The organism is Pseudomonas sp. Root569, assembly GCF_001427465.1.
Taxonomy (GTDB): domain Bacteria; phylum Pseudomonadota; class Gammaproteobacteria; order Pseudomonadales; family Pseudomonadaceae; genus Aquipseudomonas; species Aquipseudomonas synxantha.
Genome location: NZ_LMGQ01000024.1, coordinates 633,125 through 653,079 on the forward strand (window position 1 = coordinate 633,125; position 19,955 = coordinate 653,079).

14 protein-coding genes are annotated in these 19,955 nt (G+C 61.2%); 3 read left to right on the forward strand and 11 right to left on the reverse strand.

The features are described from left to right. Positions 1 to 223: 223 nt before the first annotated feature. Together ASD70_RS20270 and ASD70_RS20275 are read left to right on the forward strand one after the other, a co-directional pair. On the forward strand, positions 224 to 583 hold the full coding sequence (locus tag ASD70_RS20270; protein ID WP_056847282.1) for a helix-turn-helix domain-containing protein: 360 nt from the start codon (positions 224 to 226) through the stop codon (positions 581 to 583). Further along, positions 525 to 1,781, forward strand: a complete 1,257-nt coding sequence (locus ASD70_RS20275; protein ID WP_236708729.1) for a type II toxin-antitoxin system HipA family toxin — start codon at positions 525 to 527, stop codon at positions 1,779 to 1,781. Before ASD70_RS20270 ends, ASD70_RS20275 begins: the two co-directional genes overlap by 59 nt. A gap of 76 nt (positions 1,782 to 1,857) precedes the next feature. Here the strand turns inward: ASD70_RS20275 and ASD70_RS20280 are convergent, their stop codons facing one another. From ASD70_RS20280 to ASD70_RS20330, 11 genes are all read right to left on the reverse strand, one after another. Beyond that, a complete protein-coding gene (locus tag ASD70_RS20280; protein WP_056847284.1) occupies positions 1,858 to 4,311 on the reverse strand; it encodes a TonB-dependent siderophore receptor in 2,454 nt (817 codons plus the stop codon). Between the two features lie 92 nt (positions 4,312 to 4,403). After that, positions 4,404 to 5,354: a FecR domain-containing protein gene (locus ASD70_RS20285; protein ID WP_046070320.1), complete on the reverse strand. Its 951-nt coding sequence runs from the start codon at positions 5,352 to 5,354 to the stop codon at positions 4,404 to 4,406. After that, positions 5,351 to 5,860, reverse strand: coding sequence for a sigma-70 family RNA polymerase sigma factor (locus ASD70_RS20290; RefSeq protein ID WP_056847285.1), 510 nt, complete (start codon positions 5,858 to 5,860; stop codon positions 5,351 to 5,353). The genes ASD70_RS20285 and ASD70_RS20290 overlap by 4 nt, the downstream gene beginning before the upstream one ends. 73 nt (positions 5,861 to 5,933) lie before the next feature. Continuing rightward, on the reverse strand, positions 5,934 to 7,379 hold the full coding sequence (locus ASD70_RS20295) for an efflux transporter outer membrane subunit (protein WP_046070318.1): 1,446 nt from the start codon (positions 7,377 to 7,379) through the stop codon (positions 5,934 to 5,936). Next, the gene (locus tag ASD70_RS20300; RefSeq protein WP_046070317.1) at positions 7,376 to 8,434 is read right to left on the reverse strand and encodes an HlyD family secretion protein; all 1,059 of its coding nucleotides are present in this window, start codon (positions 8,432 to 8,434) and stop codon (positions 7,376 to 7,378) included. Before ASD70_RS20300 ends, ASD70_RS20295 begins: the two co-directional genes overlap by 4 nt. 15 nt (positions 8,435 to 8,449) lie before the next feature. Next, positions 8,450 to 9,985: an MFS transporter gene (locus tag ASD70_RS20305; protein WP_046070316.1), complete on the reverse strand. Its 1,536-nt coding sequence runs from the start codon at positions 9,983 to 9,985 to the stop codon at positions 8,450 to 8,452. Between the two features lie 219 nt (positions 9,986 to 10,204). After that, positions 10,205 to 11,125 (reverse strand): LysR family transcriptional regulator, encoded by a 921-nt coding sequence (locus ASD70_RS20310; RefSeq protein WP_056847286.1) that lies wholly within the window; start codon positions 11,123 to 11,125, stop codon positions 10,205 to 10,207. A 60-nt stretch (positions 11,126 to 11,185) separates the two neighbouring features. Continuing rightward, the gene (locus tag ASD70_RS20315) at positions 11,186 to 12,070 is read right to left on the reverse strand and encodes a TauD/TfdA dioxygenase family protein (RefSeq protein WP_056847287.1); all 885 of its coding nucleotides are present in this window, start codon (positions 12,068 to 12,070) and stop codon (positions 11,186 to 11,188) included. A gap of 216 nt (positions 12,071 to 12,286) precedes the next feature. After that, positions 12,287 to 13,651, reverse strand: a complete 1,365-nt coding sequence (locus ASD70_RS20320) for an HlyD family type I secretion periplasmic adaptor subunit (RefSeq protein WP_034116722.1) — start codon at positions 13,649 to 13,651, stop codon at positions 12,287 to 12,289. Then, positions 13,641 to 15,797 (reverse strand): type I secretion system permease/ATPase, encoded by a 2,157-nt coding sequence (locus ASD70_RS20325; protein WP_046072619.1) that lies wholly within the window; start codon positions 15,795 to 15,797, stop codon positions 13,641 to 13,643. Before ASD70_RS20325 ends, ASD70_RS20320 begins: the two co-directional genes overlap by 11 nt. Positions 15,798 to 15,838: 41 nt before the next feature. Next, complete coding sequence (locus ASD70_RS20330; protein ID WP_046070313.1) at positions 15,839 to 17,194, reverse strand: TolC family outer membrane protein; 1,356 nt, start codon at positions 17,192 to 17,194, stop codon at positions 15,839 to 15,841. A 335-nt stretch (positions 17,195 to 17,529) separates the two neighbouring features. On the opposite strand from ASD70_RS20330, the gene ASD70_RS20335 reads away from it, so the two are divergent. Next, on the forward strand, positions 17,530 to 19,955 hold a 2,426-nt coding region (locus ASD70_RS20335), incomplete at its 3' end, for a retention module-containing protein (RefSeq protein WP_156382933.1).

Sequence of the window (19,955 nt, forward strand, 5' to 3'; positions counted from 1 at the left end):
GCAAAAAACCGGGCATAGAGCCTAATGCCCTCTGTAGGAGCTAGCTTGCTCGCGAAAAACGTCAACGATAACGCGTGTTTCCTGATTGAACGCGGCGCCTGTGAGTTGTTCGCGAGCAAGCTAGCTCCTACAAAAAGCCTTAGCATCGAGCCGATTTTTTGCAGGTGGCCTTAGAGACTTGGATGATATAAGTTACCTCTACTGCTTTAAAGGGTGATATATCATGCAAGAAACAGCCAAGCCATACCCCCACAAAGGGTATATCTCAGAGAGAAGCGCTGAACTGATGAGAGGTATCGGGAACGGTATCGAAATAGCCCGCATTCGTCGCCGTTTGAAAATCTCGACCATATGCAGCCGGGCGGGCATTACACGACAGACGTATCAGCGGCTGAGACAGGGCGAGGCCGGCGTATCCCTCGGCGTGCTGATGAATGTGCTTAGCGCGATGGACCTGGAAGAAGGTATGGCGAGCATTGCGTCACCAGAACTTGACCAGGTTGGGATTACCATGAGCCTCGCCCGTGAGCCCGACCGAATTCGCACAGAAGGGGAACCTGATGTCTCGGAAGCCGATTGGTAACGCATTCGTTTTTTCAGCTCACTCAGTCGGTGATCCGGTCCCTGTTGGTGAGGTGGCCATGCACGCAAGCGGATTCGTTTTTCGCTACGCCAACAGCTGGCTTGCGCGCCCCAAAGCATTTGCGATTGACCCGCTTAGCCTGCCACTGACCCCTAACCAGTATTCCTCGACACGCATGTTTGGTGTGCTCGACGACGCAACGCCCGACAATTGGGGTCGGCGTGCTCTACTGGCGACCCACAAACAGCATCCACAAAACGAAGTTGAATGGCTCCTTGCTTCGCGGGGTGCGGGAGTGGGCTGCCTGCTGTTCAGTGCGTCAAGAAACCTGTTGCCGACTCTGCACCAACCGCCGCGATTTGAAGACCTTGAGAAAATCATGGTGGGCCTTGATCAGGTCGAAAAAGGTAATGTCGACCTGCCTGCGGAAATCGCACGACTATTCGAATTCGGCAGTTCCATGGGCGGCGCCAGGCCGAAGGTCACCGTGACTCACGAAGGTAAGGAATGGATTGCTAAATTCGGCCGTAGCGACGATGTTTTCGATCAACCACGTGCTGAATTCGCCAGCCTTCAAATGGCGGATGCGGCAGGTCTACCCGCAGCCGGGCACAAGTTGGTAGAGGTCGCCGGTAAACCGGTTTTGATGGTCGAGCGTTTTGACCGGCATGAGGGGGCTGGGCGCGAGCACTATGTCAGCTGCAATTCGTTGATCAGCACTGAGAAGCCGCGAATGCGCGTTGACGCGGTTGAGAGTGCCGTTTCCTATTCCAGGATCGCCGACGTGTTGAAGAAGGTCTGCGACGATGCCACCTTTGACATGCGTGAGCTTTACAAGCGTATGGCCTTCAATGTGCTGATCGGCAATAGCGACGACCACCTGAAACAAACCGGGGTTCTGCTGACCAGCGCCTCGGGCTATTCCCTTGCGCCAGTATTTGACGTGTTGCCCCACCCCACGCAACTAGGCTTGCAGGCGTTGATCATCGGGAATGAGGGCAGGGTATCGTCTGTCAGCAATTTGCTGAGTACGCCTGAACGCTTTGGGTTGGGGGCGGATGAAGCAAGATCCATCGTCACGGATATGTATGCCGTCGTGCGAGAAGCCTCCGGCTTTTTCGAAGCGGCAGGCTGTAGCGGTGCCGATGTGCGCATGCTTTCCAATGTGTGTACACGATTTGCAGCGGACCTGGTGTAGGGTCAAAGATCTCGGGCGGCAACAGAGCGCACCCTTGACGGGTGCGCACCGCGGCAAATATCACGTAAACGCTTAGTTACCAATCGTACGTCAGGCTCGATACCACCGTGCGCCCTTCCCCGTAGTAGCAATCCAGATTACTGGTGCACTGCGAGACGTAGGTCTTGTTGGTGAGGTTCTGCACGTTCATCGCCAGTTTCACGCCTTTGAGCTTGAGCGGCGAGGCGCCCAGGTCGTAGCGCAGGCTCGCATCGTAGACGCTGTAGGACGGCACGTTGAAGGCGCCTTCGTAGTAGTCGCCCAGGCTTTGACGGGCATAGCGCACGCCGAGGCCCGCACCCAGGCCGGCCAGCGGTGTGTCACCCAACACGGTGTAGTTGACCCACATCGAGGCGGTGAGCGGGGAAATGCCGGCCGGGTGGCGACCTTGGCGGCCGTCGTTGTCCTTGGTGTACTTGATGTCATTGCGCGACGCCGAGGCAACCACTTCCCAGGCGTCACTCAAGACGGCCTTGGCTTCCAGTTCAACACCCCGCGAGCGCATCGCACCGCTTTGGGTACTGAAGGTGGTGTCTACCGGGTTGGTGGTCAGCACATTGTCCTGGTCCAGTTGGTAAACAGAGGCTTGGATAAAACTCTTTTGGCCAGGTGGCTGGTACTTCACGCCGACTTCGTATTGTTTGCCGGTGGACGGCTCAAACGGTTTCCGGTTCGCATCGGTGCCGGCCAGCGGCAAGAAGGACTCTGAATAGCTGACGAAGGGCGATACGCCGTTATCGAACAGATACACCAGGCCAGCACGGCCAGTGAAGGCCTGGTCTTTACTGGCGAAGCGCGTGTCCTGGATCGGTTCTTTGTTCACCACATTGGCCCAGTCATAGCGGCCACCGAGTACCAGCACCCATTTATCCAGCTTGATCTGGTCCTGCAGGTACAGGCCGGTCTGGGTGATCGTGCGGTCCCAGCGGTACGGTTGGCCGAAATTCAGGCGCTGGCCGTACACCGGCTTGAACAGGTCGATAACCGGTGGGTTACGGTCATACAAGCCATGAAACTGCGAGTTGGAATGGTAGTAGTCCAGGCCAGCGATGAAGGTATGGGACAACGCGCCCGTGTCGAATTCAGCCTGGGCGATGCTGTCCACGCCGAACACTTTATTGGTCTGCGACCAGTCCACCCCGAAGCGCTGCAGATAGCGTTGGTCCTGCACCCCAGTATTTGGGTTGGCGACAAAGCGGTAGCCGTGCAACGGCGCGGTGTAGCGGTCGTCGACCTCGGCGTAGCGCGCGTTTTGCTTGAGGGTCCAGACGTCGTTGAGGCGATGGGAAAGCTCGTAGCCCAACACGTATTGCTCGCGGTTGTATTGGTTGACGCCCGGCTCGCCGATAAACACATCGCGCTTGATCTTGCCGTTGGGGTTGTCCCACAGCGTGCCAGACGCCGGCAAGCCTTGGGCTTCGGGCACGCCTTTGTCTTTCTGGTACTGGGCGAACAGGGTCAGGCTGGTGTCGTCGTTGGGCCGCCAGGTGAGGCTGGGGGCGATGAACTGGCGCTTGTTTTCGACGTAGTTGATTTCGTCTTGCGCGTCGTTGGCCAGCCCGGTCAGGCGGTAGAGCAACTGCCCCTCCTCGTCCAGCGGGCCGCTCAGGTCGATGGCCGCGCTTTTGTGTTCGTAGGTGCCAGCTTCCAACACCACTTGATGTATCGGGGTTTCGCTGGGGCGCTTGCTGACCATATTGACGATACCGCCCGGCTGGTTCTGGCCGTAAAGCACGGACGCCGGCCCCTTGAGCACTTCGATGCGCTCCAGGGAATACGGCTCGATCTGCAACGCGCCCCCGGTGCTGCCTCCGCCGTAAGGCAAGTGCAAGCCGTCCAGATATAGCGGTGTGGGCGAGAAACCCCGGGAGGTCGGTTCGTCGAACAACTTGACCCGGTCTGCAAAGCCGCCGGCACTCATGCCGGGTGTGTAAAGCAACGCCTGGGTGACACTCTGGGCGCCACGTGCCTTGATCTCGGCGGCGGTGATCACGTTGATCGTCTGGGGGATTTCCACCAGCGCCGAGTCGGTCTTGCTGCCGGAGGCGCTGCGCTTGGCGACAATGCCGTCCACCGGGCCCCAGGCGCTTTCCTGCTCCTGCCGGCCACTGATCTGGGTCGCGTCCAATTGCAAGGCCCCGCCACCGGAAATGGCCTGCAATGCCCAACTGCCCTGGGACTGCACTGCCACCAGACCGCTGCCCGCCAGCAAGCGCTCCAACCCCGCGCCTATGCCGTAACGTCCTTTCAGGCCCGCGCTGCGCTTGCCTTCGGTGAGTGTCGCGTCAACCGACAACAGAATGCCCGAGGCACTGGCGAAACGGTTCAACGCCTGGTCGAGGCTGCCCGCAGGAATGTCAAAGGTGCGCAGCGCCTCGGTGCTTTCTTCGGCTTGAGCCATGTTCGGCAGCACCGGCGCGGTTGCCAGCAGGCCAGCAAACAAGCCACGACGCAGAGCGCGGGCCAAGGGTTGGATTGGGTGGTGCGACATTGCAGGACTCCCCGTGAGAACGCTTCTTGATTGGCTTTCAAGAGGTATCCCGCACGGCGTGCAGAAACCGACAAGCGCCGGCGATATTTTTTTCAGGCCCGCGCCTTTATCGTCACCCAGTAACGCGTCACAGCCTGGACCTGCACCGGCAATGAACGCTCCAGGGCCGCCAGGATCGCGTCGGTATCGTTGAGGGGGAACACACCCGTCAATAACAGGCCCGACACGGCTTGATCACAGCGCAACAGACCCTGGCGATAGCGACTCAACTGGGCCACGAACTCACCCAGCGGCTGGCGCTCGGCGACCAGGCGGTGCTTGGTCCAACTGCTGGCATTGGCGTTCACCGCCGGCAGCGCAGCGCTTTGGTGTGCGTTGAACCACAGGCTTTCACCGGCATTCATATGCACCGCCATGCCATGCAGCGGCGTAACCCGCAGGCGGCCTTCGTAGAGGTCGACGCGGCTGGCGTCGGGCAGTTCGCGCACGGCAAAGCGTGTGCCCAAGGCCTGCACATCACCGGCAGGCGTTTCAACGATCAACGGGCGGGAGGGATCGTGGCCGCTGGTCAGCAGGACTTCGCCACGGATCAAGCGGATACGCCGTTCGGTGGCGCTGAAACGCAGGTCCACGGCGCTGTCGCTGTTGAGGTCCAGTAACGTGCCGTCGCTCAACGTGACGTGGCGAATTTCGCCCGTGGCCGTGCGGTGCTCGGCGAAGGCGGCCTGCCAGGGTTCGCTGCGCTGGACCAGATAACTGCTGCCCCCGGCCACCAACAGCAAACCGAGCAACTTCAGCGCGGCGCGGCGCTGGGTATCCGGGGTGTCGCGCAATACGGCGCGAGCGCTGTCGGCGGGCACGCCGCCAAGGGTGTGTTGCAACTGCTGCAAGCGCTGCCAGGCGCGGCGGTGTTCCGGATCGGCCGCCTGCCATTGGGCAAATGCCTGGCGTTGTTCCCCTTGCAGTTCGCCGCCCCATTGCAGCATCAGCCACTCGCTGGCTTGCTCGACAATCGCCGGCGCGATGGGCGCATCGTGATTCATTCTTCGTAGACCGCCTGGTAACAGGCGACGATGGCGCGGGTCATGTACTTCTGCACCGAGCTGACGGTGACGCCCAGGCGCTCGGCGATCTGCGCGTAGCTCAAGCCTTCAAACTGCGAGAGCAAAAATGCACGGCGCACCTTATCGGGCATGCGGTCGAGCATGGCATCGATCTGCATCAGGGTTTCGAGGATCAGTGCACGGGTTTCCAGGGACGGCGACTCGGGCTCGGGCAGGTGCGCGATGCTTTCCAGGTAGGCGCGCTCGATACGCAAGCGCCGCCATTGATCGATCACCAGGTTGCGCGCGATTTGTGCCAGGTAGCTGCGACTTTCCTTGTCGCCTGGGAAACGCCCGGACACTAACAGGCGCAGGAAAGTGTCGTGTGCCACGTCGGCAGCATGCTCGCGGTCGCCCAGGCGTTTGGGCAACCAGCCTTGCAGCCAGCCGTGGTGGTCGCGGTACAGGATGTGAAGCTGTTGCTGGCCGTCCGTCGCGATGCTCATGAAAAGCTCAGTCACGTTATTGAGAGCAATTATCATTACATCTTATTTCGCAACTGACAAAACTCTTTGTTGCTCAGCTCCCGGCTGTCTGCAACGGATACACCGACTCCCAACCTCCTCCCAACGCCTTGTACAAGCCGACCATGGCCAAGGACACGCTGGTAGAGCTTTCAACCCACTGCTCCTGGGTCGCCAGCAGCGCACTTTGCACCGTGAGGACGTTGACGAAATCCACCACACCTTCGACGTACTGATGTTGCGCAGTAGCAAGGGCGATCTGGTTCTGGCGCACGGCTTCGGCGAGGCTGTCGCGGCGTAGTTGGCTGGCGTTGTAGCGGGTCAGTTGGTCGTCGATTTCATGCCAGGCGCGCAGCACGGTTTGCTGGTAGGCAAGGGCCGCTTCCTGTTGCTGGGCTTCGCGCAAATCCACCATGCCTTGCAGGCGCCCACCGTTGAACAGTGGCAGGCTTAATTGCGGGCCGAGGGCAAATGCGCGGGAGCCCCAGGAGCCGAAGTCCGACAGTTGCATGGCTTGGGAGCCGAGGCTGCCGGACAGGGTGATGCGCGGGTAAAAGTCGCCCTTGGCCACGCCGATGCTGGCAGTGGCGGCGTGCAAGCGCGCTTCTGCCTGGCGGATGTCGGGACGGCGTTCGGCCAGCTCCGAGGGCAGGCCAATGGCGACCTGACGCTGGGTTTGCGGCACGGCGGCGTCCTTGGACAGCTGTGCGTGCAGGGCCTGGGGCGGCTCGCCCATCAGCAGGCTCAGGGCGTTGATCAGTTGGTCCTGGCGCTGTTGCAAGTCCGGCAGGCGCGCTTCGATGGCCGCGACTTGGGCGGCGGCTTCGGCCACGTCGAGGTCGGTCGCTACGCCATCAGCCAGGCGCAGTTGCGAAAGCTTGAGGCTGTGACGGGCCACGTCGAGGTTTTGCTCGGTAACGGCACGGGTGTTCTGCACGCCGCGCAGTTGGATGTAGTCCTGGGCAGTCTCGGCCAGTACCGACAACAACACGGCGCGGCGGTCGTTTTCGGCGACCTCCAGGGTGGCGTCGGCTGCTTCGGTTTCACGCTTGACCCGGCCCCAGAAGTCCAGTTCCCATGAGGCCGAGAAGCCCATGTCCCATTGGTTGAAAGCCGAGCGACCGTTCTCGCCGGAGGGATCGTTCAAGCCTTTGCCGCTGTTGCGCTTGCGCTGGTAACCGCCACCGGCATCGACGTTGGGGTAGCGTTCGGCGGTGGTCACTTGGCGTACGGCGCGACTTTGTTGCAGGCGGCTGCTGGCCAGTTTCAGGTCGAGGTTATCGCTGAGGGCGCGGCGCGTGAGTGCTGAAAGTTGCTCGTCGTGGAATACGTCCCACCAGCGCTCCTGCAAGGGGTCACTGACGGCGCGGCTTGCGGCTTGGCGACCCTGGGGCTCGCTCCACTGGCTGACCTGTGGACCTTGGGGCCGTTGGAAATCCGGGCCGACGGTGCAGGCGCTCAGGCTGATGAGGCTCAAGGTGAGCCAGGCGACGTGTTTCATTGCTGGGCCACCTCACGCTGTTGCGCGGCCGGCCGGGTATCGACGCTGGCTTCCACCGACATGCCGACGCGCAAACGCTCGGTCAGTGGCTGGTTTGGCTCAAGCACGATCTTCACCGGAATACGCTGCACTACCTTGGTGAAGTTGCCGGTGGCATTGTCCGGCTTGACCGAGGCAAAGGTCACGCCCGTGGCCGGCGCCAGGCTTTCCAGGTGGCCCTTGAGCAACTCGCCGTCGAGGCTGTCGACGCTGACCTGCACGGCCTGGCCGGCATGCATATGGGACAGTTGGGTCTCCTGGAAATTGGCCACCACATAGGCTTCGGCAAGCGGCACGACCGCGAGGATCTTGCTGCCCGGTGTCACATAGGCGCCGACTCGCACGGCGCGCTCGCCGACCATGCCATCCACCGGCGCGACGATGCGCGTGTAGGACAGCTGATAACTGGCCATTTCCAACGCCGCCTGGGCGCGCTTGAGCCCACCTTCTGCGGCGTCACGCTGGGCGGTGAGGATCTCCACCTGCTTGCGCTCGGCCGCCAGCACCGCAGTGGATTTGGCCAGACGCGCGGTGGCCTGGTCGATGCGGGTCTTGGCTTGCTGGGCGTTCTGCACGGTGCCCGCGCCGACGCCGGCGAGGTGGTTGTAGCGATTCAGTTCATGTTCAGCGAAGGCCACTTCGGCGCGGTCAGCAGCCACCGTGGCCTGGGCCTGGGCGATCACCGAGCTTTGGCGCTCCAGGGTCGCGGTGGCGTTTTTCAGTTGGGCCTGGGCCACTAGCGTATCGGCGTCGGCAGCCTGGGCGGCGGCGCGAAAGTCGCGGTCGTCGATCAACGCCAACAGCTGGCCGGCCTTGACGCGCTGGTTGTCTTCCACCAACACCTCCTTGATAAAGCCGGCCACCCGCGGCGCGACCAGGGTGAAATCAGCGGCGACGAAAGCGTCGTTGGTAGTCTGGCGCTTGCTGCCCAGCACTCCCGGCGCGACCAGGTAAACCAGTACGCCGACGGCAAATACAGCAATAACGGCGACGGCAATTTTGTCTTTGCGTTTCATGGAAAGTCCTTGTGGTCAGGTCGGAGCGCGAGGCGGATAGATCCGCGTGGGCATCCAGAAAATCAGCAGGATCAACGCCATCGCGACACCGGCCATGACGACGTAAAGATCCGAAGAGGTCAGCACCACGGTCTGCTCGTGCAAGCGGTGGGCGAGGCCCTGCGCCTGCGTGTCGGCCAGGGGCGAGTTGCCGAGGCGGTCCACCAACATGGTTGAATGGAAATGCCCGCGCTGGGTGGTCAATGTATCCAGCACCGCGGTGGCGATCACAGCGGCCAGGCCCTTGACGGTATTGAACCAGGCCGAGGCGAACGGCCCTTCGATGGGTTGAATGCTGCCGGTGGACAGCATCAGCAGCGGCAACACGGCCATCGGCTGGCCGAAAATCTGCAGTAGGTACCAGCCATAAAAATCATCGCGGATCCACGCCGAGGTCAGGTGTGAACTGCCGATGCAGCACACCACCAACATGCCCAGGCCGATCCCCAGCACCCAGCGGCAATCGACCCAGCGCAGGTTGCACAGCGCCGCCACCAGCGGCAACGCAATCAACTGCGGCAGCGCCATCAGCAGCATCACCGGCGCGGTTTGCAGCGGCCGGTAGCCCTGGACCTGGGCGAGAAAACTCGACGGGATGATGATCACCGAAGTCAGCACCATCAACACGCCGGCCAGCACGATCAGGGCAAAGGCCAGGTTGCGCAAGCCGAGCATCTGCAATTTGAAGAAGGGTATTGGCTGCGACCATTCGTTGAGCAGGAACAACATCAGCAACACGGTACCGCCGCACAACAGGAAGGTGATCAGGCCCGACTCGAACCAGTCCAGCCGATTGCCTTGCAACAGGCCGATCACCAGCATGCAGATCGCCGGGAACCCTAGCAGCAGGCCGCGCCAGTTGAACTGCTTGAAGCGCTCCAGGCGCAACGGGTCTTGCGGCAAGCCGTAAGCCACGGCGGCCATGGCCAGCAGGCAGGGCGCGACTATCTGCCAGAATGCCCATTGCCAGCCGACGTATTCGGTCCACAACGCCGCCAGCGGCGTACCCAGGCTCGGGCCGAAGGTGGCGGTCAGGGCGTAGCCGGCCAGGCCATACAGCTTGACGTTGGCCGGCAGGAAACGCAGCGCCACGGTCATCAGCATCGGCGGTAGCGCGCCACCGGCCAAACCTTGCACGGTGCGTAGCAGCAGCAGGCTTTCGTAGTTCGGCGCGAACGGGCAGAGAATACCCAGCACGGTGAACAAACCGATGGCGCACAGCGTGAAACGGCGCAGCGAAAACGTCACCGAACACCAGGGCGCAAAGGCCATGGCCGCCACGGACGTCGCCGTGTAGGCCGCGACCAGCCAGGTACCTTCGTCAAAACCGATATACAGCGCACCGCGGATATCGGCGAGGGCGACCTTGGTGACCATCTCGTTGAGACCGGACACCAGCACCGCCAGCAGCACGCCGACCAGGCCGATGATGATGCGTGGGCCGAACATGGGTGGGCTTGGAGCAACAGGTTGGGCTGCGGCCTGGAAAGCGGGGGCAGCGAGGGATGTCATGAACAGGTAACTCGGAATGATAAATACCTGAGCAGTTTAATCAGGCTATACCCTGCAAAAAAGTTACTTATCGGAAGCTTATAAGTGCGCCAGACGCAATCCATATATGGGAGGGGGCTTGCTCCCGATGGCAGTATGACAGCCACCTGATGTGAAGCTGATACACCGCCATCGGGAGCAAGCCCCCTCCCACATTTGATTGTGCATGGCTTGAGGTTTTTAGTTGGGTTGAGCTTCCAGCCAGGTGGCGTGGCAACTCTCGCGCATCGTCTCGCGCAGCCATTTGTGCGCCGGGTCTTTGTCGAAGCGTGGGTGCCAGGACTGGGCCAATACCAGGGTCGGCAAGGAGATCGGCAACGGGAAGGCGCGCAGTGGCAGATTCAGGCGTTTGGCGCTCAGCAGCGCTTCCTTGGGCACCGGCATGATCAGGTCGGATTCCGGCAACATGAACATCGCTCCGTGGAAACCCGGCGCGATCATCGCCACACGGCGCTCCAGGCCCTGCTCATTCAGCGCGGTGTCGATCGGCCCACGGGCAATGCCACGCCGTGAAATGCTGATGTGGGAATAGCTGGCAAAGCGTGCGGCGGTGATTTCTTCGTCGAACAGCGGGTGGTCTTGCCGCGCCAGGCCGACAAAGGTGGTGGAAAACAGGTTCTGCACCTTCACTTCCGGGCTGGCCGGCATGGTGTTGCTCACCCGCAGATCCAGGCGCCCTTCGCGCAGGGCTTCGTCGTCGGTGTCGCCTTCAGGTACGAAACGCAGCTCACAAAAGGGGGCCACGCGCTCCATGGTGTCGAACAGCCGACCGCCATACACGCCGATGAAGAAGTCATTGGCGCGTACGCTGAAGCGACGGCGCAAGGTGCTCAAGTCCACTTGATCGGCCGAGCGAAACAGCAACGCCGCCTGCTCCACCACGTTGCGCACCTGGCCTTGCAGCTCCAGGGCCTTGGGGGTCGGCACCAGGCCCCGACCAGCACGCACCAGGATCGGGTCACCTACAGCTTCGCGGATACGTGTGAGAGTGCGGCTCATGGCCGCCGGGCTTAGATTCATCCGCCGCGCAGCGCCGACCACGCTGCCCTCATCGAGCAAGGCGTCGAGGGCGACCAGCAGGTTCATGTCGGGTAGTTGCATGCCAAGCACTCGTGAGCAATTGAGAGTGAACTGGGCGCAATCCTAGCAGGCTTTACCGGTTCAGAAAGGCGCATCCCCCTGGATAGTGGTGCGGTACAACTTGCGGCGCAGATGGCTCGGGCAACCGGCGGCCAAATGGATCAGCGAGCGGTTGTCCCAGAACACCAGGTCGTGAGGCTGCCACTGGTGGCGGTAGATGTTTTCCGGCCGCACGCTGTGGGCGTAGAGCTGGGCCAGCAGGTCGCGGCTCTCGTCATCGGGCAGGCCGACGATGCGGGTGGTAAAGCCTTCGCTGACGAACAGCGCCTGGCGGCCGTTTTCCGGGTGGGTGCGCACGATGGGGTGCACCACTTCGGCGACCTGGGCGAGTTGTTCGGGGGTCAGGGTCGGGCGCCAGTTGCCTTCGAATTTGGCTTCGCTGTAGCGCGCCGTGTAGGAATGCGTGGCACTGCGACCTTGCACGGCGTTGCGCAGGTGCTCGGGCAGTTGCTCCCAGGCTTTGTGCATGTCGGCGAACAGGGTGTCGCCACCTTCGGCGGGCAGTTCCTGGGCGTGGAGCATCGAGCCCAGGCTGGGCAGTTCCTTATAGGACAGGTCCGAGTGCCAGAACTTGCCTGCATCGCCAAGGCCCAGGGGTTGGCCGTTCTCGATGATGTTGGAGACGATCAGGATTTCCGGGTGGTTGGCCAGCAGGAACTGTTTGAGTACGTGGATTTGCAGCACGCCGAAACGGCGGCTGAAGGCGATCTGTTGTGCGGGGGTGATGCGCTGGTTGCGGAATACCACGACGTGGTGGTCGAGGTGCGCGCGGTGGATACGGGCAAAGTCCTGGTCGTTGACCGGGCGGGACAAGTCCAGGCCGATGACCTCGGCGCCGACGCTGCCGGGGAAGGGGCGGATGTTGAAGGTTTGGGCGGTGGTGGGGGCAGCAGCGGTGGCGGACATTGGATTCACTTCCGGCGGTCAGGGGAGTGAATTTATAGGTATAAGAAAGGAAGTTTAAATACTGTTAGGGCATATCGATATGGCGTTTGGTTTGAGGTGCTGGGGGATGCTGAGGGCCTCATCGGGGGCAAGCCCCCTCCCACATTTTGATTTGTGAACACAGTCAAATGTGGGAGGGGGCTTGCCTCCGATGAGGCCGGCACAGGCGCTGGAGATTTACCGCTCGTGCAACGCCTCGGCCCGCGCCTTGATGATCGGCTTGAGCAGGTAGCTGAGGATACTTTTCTTGCCGGTGATGATGTCCACCGAGGCGACCATGCCCGGGATGATCAGCAGCGGCTTCTCATCGGTGCCCAGGTGGCTGCGGTCAGTGCGCAGGGTGATCATGTAATAGGTGGTTTTCTTGTCTTCATCGGTGATGGTGTCGGCACCGATGCGTTCGAGCTTGGCTTTGAGGCCACCGTAAATGGTGTAGTCATAGGCAGTGAACTTGACCACCGCTTCCTGCCCCGGGTGCAGGAAGGCGATGTCTTGCGGACGGATCTTGGCTTCCACCAGCAAGGTGTCGTTCAAAGGCACGATTTCGACCATGTCGCTGCCTGGCTGGATGACGCCACCGACGGTATTGACCAGCAACTGCTTGACGATCCCACGTACCGGCGAGGTAACCAAGGTGCGGCTGACGCGGTCTTCCAGGGCGCGGCCGGTGGATTCGGCCTTGTTCAGTTCGGTACGGGCTTCGTTGAGCTGGGTCAGGGCTTCACTGCGGAATTTGCCGCGGGTTTCGTCGATCTTGCGCTGCACTTCCTTGATCGCCGACTCGGCGCGAGGAATCGCCAGGGTGGTGGCGTCCAACTGGCCGCGGGTTTCCATTTCGGCGCGCTTGAGGCGCAGCACTTCCACCGGCGACACCGCGCCCTGGGCTACCAGCGGCTCGGACATGTTGATTTCCTGGCGTTGCAGGGACAACTGGCTGCGATACTGGCTCTGCTTGGAGGTGAACTCGCGCAGCTCTTGCTGGCGCTGTACCAGTTGCTCCTGCAAGCCGCCGACTTCGTCTTTCAATTGCTGGCGACGGCTTTCATACAGGGAGCGCTCGTTGGCGGCCTGGCTCGGCGCGGCCTTGAGCACGTCGTCAGGGATGTTCAGCGGGCGATCGTCCACCTGTGCACTGAGGCGCTCCACGCGCAGTTGCATGGCCAGGCGCAAGGCTTCGGTTTCCCCGGCATTGGAGACAAACCGCGTGTCGTCGAGGCGGATCAATGGCGCACCGGCTTCGACGATCTGGCCTTCCTTGACGTACAACTCGGCAACGATACCGCCTTCCAGGTTCTGGATTTTCTGCAACTTGGACGACGGAATCGCCTTGCCGTCGCCACGGGTCACTTCGTCGATCTGGGAAAACCCTGCCCACACCACCAGGAACACGAAGAACCCGATGATTGCCCAGATGGTCAGGCGGATGACCCGCGGCGCATCTTCGATCAGGGCTTTGTTGACCTCGGGCAGGGGCTGGCCCTGCAGCGAGTCGGAACCTTTGAAATAGCGCCCGACCGCACTCTTGATGGAGTTAAGCAACACTGATCTGCCCCTTCTTCAACGCTTCCATGACCACGGCTTTCGGGCCGTCCGCGAGAATCTGCCCACGGTCGACCACCAGCAGGCGGTCCACCAGGGAGAGCAGTGAGGCGCGGTGCGTGACCAGAACCACGGTCTTGTTTTGCACCACGGCTTGCAGGCGTTGCTTCAAGCGTTCTTCACCGGTGTTGTCCATGGCGCTGGTGGGTTCATCCAGCAGCAGCATGGGCGGGTTGAGCAGCAGCGCTCGGGCCAGGGCGACGTTCTGGCGCTGGCCGCCGGACAAGTTCTGCCCACGCTCGCCGACTTGCAGCTCGTAACCTTGGGGGTGCAGACGGGCGAATTCGTGTACGCCGGCCAGTTCGGCAGCTTGCAGGACCATTTCGTCCTCGACGTAGCGCGCCCCGGATACCAGGTTGTCGCGCAAGGTGCCGGCGAGCAATTGGATGTCCTGGGCAACGTAGCCAATGTTGTGGCGCAGTTCGCTGACGTCGATCTGGCGTACGTCCACACCGTCCACCAGCAAGGCGCCGGAGTCGGGCTGGTAAAGGCCGACGATCAATTTGGCCAGGGAGCTTTTGCCCGAGCCGCTGCGACCAATGATGCCGATTTTCTCCCCGGGCTTGATCACCAGGTTGATGTTTTTCAACGCAGGGTTCTGTTGGTTCGGGTAGGTGAAATTCAGCCCTCGGCACTCGATGGCGCCTTGCAGGGTGCGGCGGCTCATGGGGCGCTCGTCGAAATTGCGCTCCTGGGGCAGCTCCATCATCTGGTCCACCGAGGTCATGGTAACCTTGGCTTGCTGGTAGCGCGTCAGCAGGCCCGACAGCGAGGCCAGCGGGCTCAGGGCGCGGCCACTGAGCATGTAGCAGGCAATCAGGCCGCCCATGCTGAGGTTGCCGTCGATGATCTGGTACACGCCGAACACGATCATGATCACGCCGGCCAATTGCTGAATCAGCAGGGTCATGTTCATCGACAGACCCGACAGCAACTTCACCCGCAGCTCCAGCCGGCTCAGGGTGCCGATGGTCTGTTCCCAGCCGTATTGGCGCTCGCTCTCAGCGTTGTTGACCTTGACCGCATCGAGCCCGGCGAGGGTCTCGATCAGGCTCGACTGGCGCTCGGCGGCCAGGGCCATGGTGCGTTCCATGGTTGCCACCAAGGGCTTTTGCAGGGCATAGCCGATGCCCAGGGCAAGCGGGAACGCCAGCACCGGCACCCACACCAGATGCCCGCCGAGGATGGCGATCACCAGGAAGATCAGCAAGGTGAACGGCAGGTCGATCAGGCTGGTGAGGGTCAGCGATGCGAGGAAGTCGCGCAGGCTTTGAAACTCATGGATGTTCTGGGCGAAGCTGCCGACCCGTGCCGGGCGGTACTTCATGGACATGCCGACGATGCGTTCGAACAGCGTGGCCGAGATGATCAGGTCGGTTTTCTTGCCGGCCAGGTCCAGGCACAGGCTGCGCAGGCTTTTGAGGACCAGGTCGAACAGGTACGCGCCACAGATGCCCACGGCCAGCACCCACAGGGTGGCGGTGGCCTGGTTCGGTACGACGCGGTCGTATACGTTCATCACGAACAGCGGCGCAGCCATGGCGATGATGTTAATCAGGAAACTGGCGGCGATGGCGTCGGTATAGAGCCAGCGCGAACGCATGAGGGTGTCACGGAACCACGACCGCGCCCGTGGAATCAGGCTGCCGTGGTTGACGTCGAATTTGTGTTGCGGCTGGGCGAAGAAGACCTTGCCGATGTAGTCGTCGGCAAGTGCTTCACGTTTTATCAGCACTTCGCCGCCGTCGCTTTCGCTGAGCAGGATCCGTGCTTCATCCTCGCCTTCCCAGCCGACCAGCACGGTACTGCGACCGTCCTTGAGCAACAGCAGGGCCGGCAGTGCAATGGTCGGGATCTGTTCCAGCTTGCGTTGCAGCACCCGGCCTTGCAGCCCGGCCCGTGCAGCGGCACGCGGCAGCAGCTCGGCGCTCAAGCGTTGCGAGGGCAGCGGCAGGCCGGTGGTGAGCATCGCTGCGCTGGCCGGTTTCTGATGCAGGGCGCAGAGTGCCAACAACCCGTCGAGCAACGGGTCGTCATGCAGGGCGCGTGGATCATGACTGAGATGAACTCGACTGCTTTCAGGTTCCACGCGGTGCACTCTCGACTAACAGATGGGGCTATTGGGGTGGCTCAATTCATCCCAGGCAGTTGGACTTTAGGTTTCACGTCGTTCTGTACGACGGAAGCCATTGGTGCGACCACTCCCTGGCTCTTGAGCAATTCACCCATGGTCGCCTTGATTCGATACTGAGTAAATAACTGAATGTTCTTGATTTCTTCCAGGCGGCGGGAAGCGGTGAACAATTCATTTTCGCTGTCGAGCAAATCCAGCAGGGTGCGCTGGCCGAGGCTGAACTGTTGCTGGTAGGAGGTGCGTACACGGGAGCTGTGATCCACGTACTGCTGTGCCACCGGCAATTGGGCATTGGCGTTATTCAACGCGTTCCAGGCCAAGCCTAGCTCTTCATTGAGTTGGCGCAAGGCGTTGTTGCGGATATCCAGGGCCTGGTTGGCCTGGTAGGACTTCGATTGCAGGTCGGCCTTGTTGCTACCGCCGGCGAACAGGTTGAAGCGCATGCGCACCATGGCTTCCCAGCCGTTGCTGTGGTTCGGATCACCGGAGACGTTGTTGTCGGCGTTGGTGCCAAGCTCAGCGTCAAAGCGTGGGTAGAAGCTGGATTTGGCGGCCTCGTACTGTTTTTCGGCGGCGGAGATATCCGACTCGGCTGAACGCAACACCGGGCTATTGTCGAGCATCTGGCGACGGGCTTCATTCAGGTCCGCCGGCAGCATGGCCATGAACGGCGCAGGGCGCTCGAGCTGGTCGGGCATCTGGCCGACGGCGCTGAGGTAGTTGGTTTGCGCGTCTGCCAGGTTGGTCTGCTCGGTGATCAGGTTGTTGCGGGCCTGGGCCAGGCGCGCTTCGGCCTGGTCCTGGTCGGCACCGTTGCCGACGCCGCGCTGCGTGCGCAACTTGATCTGATCGTAGATGCGTTCGTGATTGCGCAGGTTGTCTTCGGCCAGGCGCACGAACTCACGGCGGGTCAACACCTCGAGGTAGACCTGGGCAACGGTCAACGCCGTCCGCTCGGAAGTACCCAGCAAGGAGTAGGCACGGGCATTAACGTTGGCTTGTTGACGCCCGACTTCGCTGGAGGTGGCGAAACCGTCAAAAATCATTTGCTGCAGGCGCAGGCTGGATTCGCCACGGTTGAGCGTGTCCCAGTGGTTGCCGCTGGGGTTGTTGGCGCGGGAGGTGGCGTTGTCGGTCCCTTGGCGGCCATAACCGGCGTTCAGGTCGACTCGCGGCAGGTAGCCACCTTGGGCGGCGCGCAGTTGATAGTCAGCAGCGATGCGGCTGTTAACACCTGCCTGGATTTCCGGGTGCACATCCAAGGCCTGTTGCATGGCTTGGGGCAGCGTCTGGGCTTGTACGAAACTGGCGGCGAGAACGAACGGAATTGCCTTGAACAGGTGCAGGCGCATTTAAAAATTTCCCCAGGACTTCTTGTCTCAAATCACAGCGATTAGCACCGCTGCGTCGGATAATGGCTACCGTAATGACCGTACGTCGGAAAGTTCAAAAAACGGAACTGCTTCACACATGTAGGACGGTTCGCCGCTTAAATATCAATGTGACATTACGGGAGCGATTGTTTAGGATGGCGGCCATAAGGTCAATAGTTTGGCACAAACTAGATCACTAAAAAATCTAGCCAAATATTTGACGTCAATCGCTTTATAGACTACGTCCTCCAGTTGGCAGCCCTAATTGCGCGCTGCAAAATGGAATTTCGAACGAATCGCCGGAGAAAATTTTAATGAGCAGTGTTGTTGCCATCGTCAAAAGCATTGTTGGTCAAGTTTTCGTTGTTTCTCCGGAAGGCATTCGTCGCGTCCTTATTGAAGGTGATCGCCTGTTCGCGGGCGACCAGGTCGACACTGGCCTGTCGGGCGCAGTGAGCCTGGAACTGGCCGACGGCCGTATTCTGGACCTGGGCCGGGACACTCAGTGGAGCGCCGATCTACCGGACTCCAGCGTCGACCTGGCCGCTGCCACCGAGCAAGCTGCGCCGTCGGTGGCCGAGCTGCAACAAGCCATCGCCGCTGGTGCCGACCCGACCACCGAGCTGGAAGCCACGGCCGCGGGTGCAACCGCTGCCGGTAATGGCGCCGCGGGGGGGGGTCACAGCTTCGTGGTGCTGGACGCCACCGCCGGCCGGGTCGACCCGACCATCGGTTTCCCAACCGGCCCTCTCGGCCAGGGCACCTCGACACTCAACGTACTGGCCGGCGCCCCAGGCACCGCTGATTCCGGTTTGGCGCTGCAGCCCGCGACCCTGTCCCTGAGCGCAACCCCAACCATCACCGAAGCCGGCGGTGTGCTGACCTATACCGCTACCGTTACGCGGCCCTCCACCAGCGACCTGACCGTGACCTTGTCCAATGGCGCGGTGATTACCATCCCGTCCGGCCAACTGACCGGCACCGTCAATGTGCCCCTGGCCCCCAACGACAGCCCCTACATCGATCCAAGCCAGATCAGCGTCAGCGTTACCGGTACCACCGGCGGCGGCAACCTGGTGTTGACCCTCGACCCTAACCCGGCCGTGACGCAGATCACCGATACCATCGACACCACCACCGTCACGTTGACGGCGGGCGATACCGTGGCTGAAGGCGGCCAGATCACCTACACCGCCACCTTGACCAACCCGGCGCAGACGCCGGTCACCGTGACCTTGAGCAATGGCTCGGTGATTACCATCAAGGCCGGCGAGTCGGCGGGCAACGTTGTTGTCGATACTGCAGCGAACGACGTCTACAACAATGGTTCGACTGTCAGCACCACCATTACCGGTGCAACCGGCGGCAACTTTGAAAACCTGGTGCCGAGCACGACGCCTGCGGTCACCACCATTACTGATTCGGTCGATACCACCACCGTCACGCTGACCGCTGGCGAAACCGTTACCGAAGGCGGGCAGATCACCTACACCGCGACCTTGACCAACCCGGCACAGACGCCTGTTACTGTCACCTTGAGCAATGGCTCGGTGATCACTATCAAGGCGGGCGAGTCCGTCGGCAGCGTGGTCGTGGACACGCCGCCCAATGACGTCTACGTCAACGGCAGCACCATCAGCACGACCATCACCGGCGCGACCGGCGGCAATTTTGAAAGCCTGGTGCCGAGCACGACACCGGCGGTCACTACGGTTACTGATTCGATCGACACCACCACTGTGACGCTGACGGCGCCGACTGAGACGAATGAGGGTGGTCAGGTTACGTACACCGCTACGCTTTCCAATAAAGCGGGCACTGACGTTACGTTGAAGTTGGATAATGGCTCGTCGATCACCATCAAGGCTGGCGATACCGTCGGCACGGTAACTGTCCCTGCACCGACCGATGATGTGTTTATCGACAAGAGCACTCAGACCGTCAAGATTACCGAGACTACTGGCGGTAACTTCGAGAAGTTGGAAGTTGCGGGCAACGGTGCTACCACCACCATCAACGACACCATCGACAAGGTCGATGTGGTTCTGAGTGCCACGACTACCGTAGGTGAAGGCGGCAACATCGTCTACACAGCCAGCCTTGTGGATAAGAACGGCGCGCCGGTGACAAACATCACCAACCCGCTGACCGTCACTCTCGATAATGGCCAGACCATCACTATCGGTGTGAACCAGTCGAGCGGCACTGTTTCGGTCTTGGCGCCGGATGACGTCTACAAGGGCGATCAGACCGTCACCACCGCTATCACAAGCGTCACTGGCGGCGAGCACTTTGAAAATCTGGTTCCAGGTACTGCGGCGGTTAACACCACCGTTACCGATACTCCCGGTACTGATAACACCACAACTGTCACGCTGACCGCGCCTAGCGCGGTGAACGAAGGTGGTCAAATTACGTACACCGCTACGCTTTCCAACAAAGCGGGCACTGACGTTACGTTGAAGTTGGACAACGGCTCGTCGATCACCATCAAGGCTGGCGATACCGTCGGCACGGTAATTGTCCCTGCACCGACCGATGATGTGTTTATCGACAAGAGCACCCAGACCGTCAAGATTACCGAGACTACTGGCGGTAACTTCGAGAAGTTGGAAGTTGCAGGCAATGGTGCGACCACCACGATCAACGACACCATCGACAAGGTCGATGTGGTTCTGAGTGCCACGACTACCGTAGGTGAAGGCGGCAACATCGTCTACACAGCCAGCCTTGTGGATAA

Bases quoted from the DNA above. Each gene is read 5' to 3' on its own strand.
- ASD70_RS20270 (WP_056847282.1), top strand. From the start codon at position 224: ATGCAAGAAACAGCCAAGCCATACCCCCACAAAGGGTATATCTCAGAG.
- ASD70_RS20280 (WP_056847284.1), bottom strand. From the start codon at position 4,311: ATGTCGCACCACCCAATCCAACCCTTGGCCCGCGCTCTGCGTCGTGGC.
- ASD70_RS20285 (WP_046070320.1), bottom strand. From the start codon at position 5,354: ATGAATCACGATGCGCCCATCGCGCCGGCGATTGTCGAGCAAGCCAGC.
- ASD70_RS20290 (WP_056847285.1), bottom strand. From the start codon at position 5,860: ATGAGCATCGCGACGGACGGCCAGCAACAGCTTCACATCCTGTACCGC.
- ASD70_RS20295 (WP_046070318.1), bottom strand. From the start codon at position 7,379: ATGAAACACGTCGCCTGGCTCACCTTGAGCCTCATCAGCCTGAGCGCC.
- ASD70_RS20300 (WP_046070317.1), bottom strand. From the start codon at position 8,434: ATGAAACGCAAAGACAAAATTGCCGTCGCCGTTATTGCTGTATTTGCC.
- ASD70_RS20305 (WP_046070316.1), bottom strand. From the start codon at position 9,985: ATGACATCCCTCGCTGCCCCCGCTTTCCAGGCCGCAGCCCAACCTGTT.
- ASD70_RS20310 (WP_056847286.1), bottom strand. From the start codon at position 11,125: ATGCAACTACCCGACATGAACCTGCTGGTCGCCCTCGACGCCTTGCTC.
- ASD70_RS20315 (WP_056847287.1), bottom strand. From the start codon at position 12,070: ATGTCCGCCACCGCTGCTGCCCCCACCACCGCCCAAACCTTCAACATC.
- ASD70_RS20330 (WP_046070313.1), bottom strand. From the start codon at position 17,194: ATGCGCCTGCACCTGTTCAAGGCAATTCCGTTCGTTCTCGCCGCCAGT.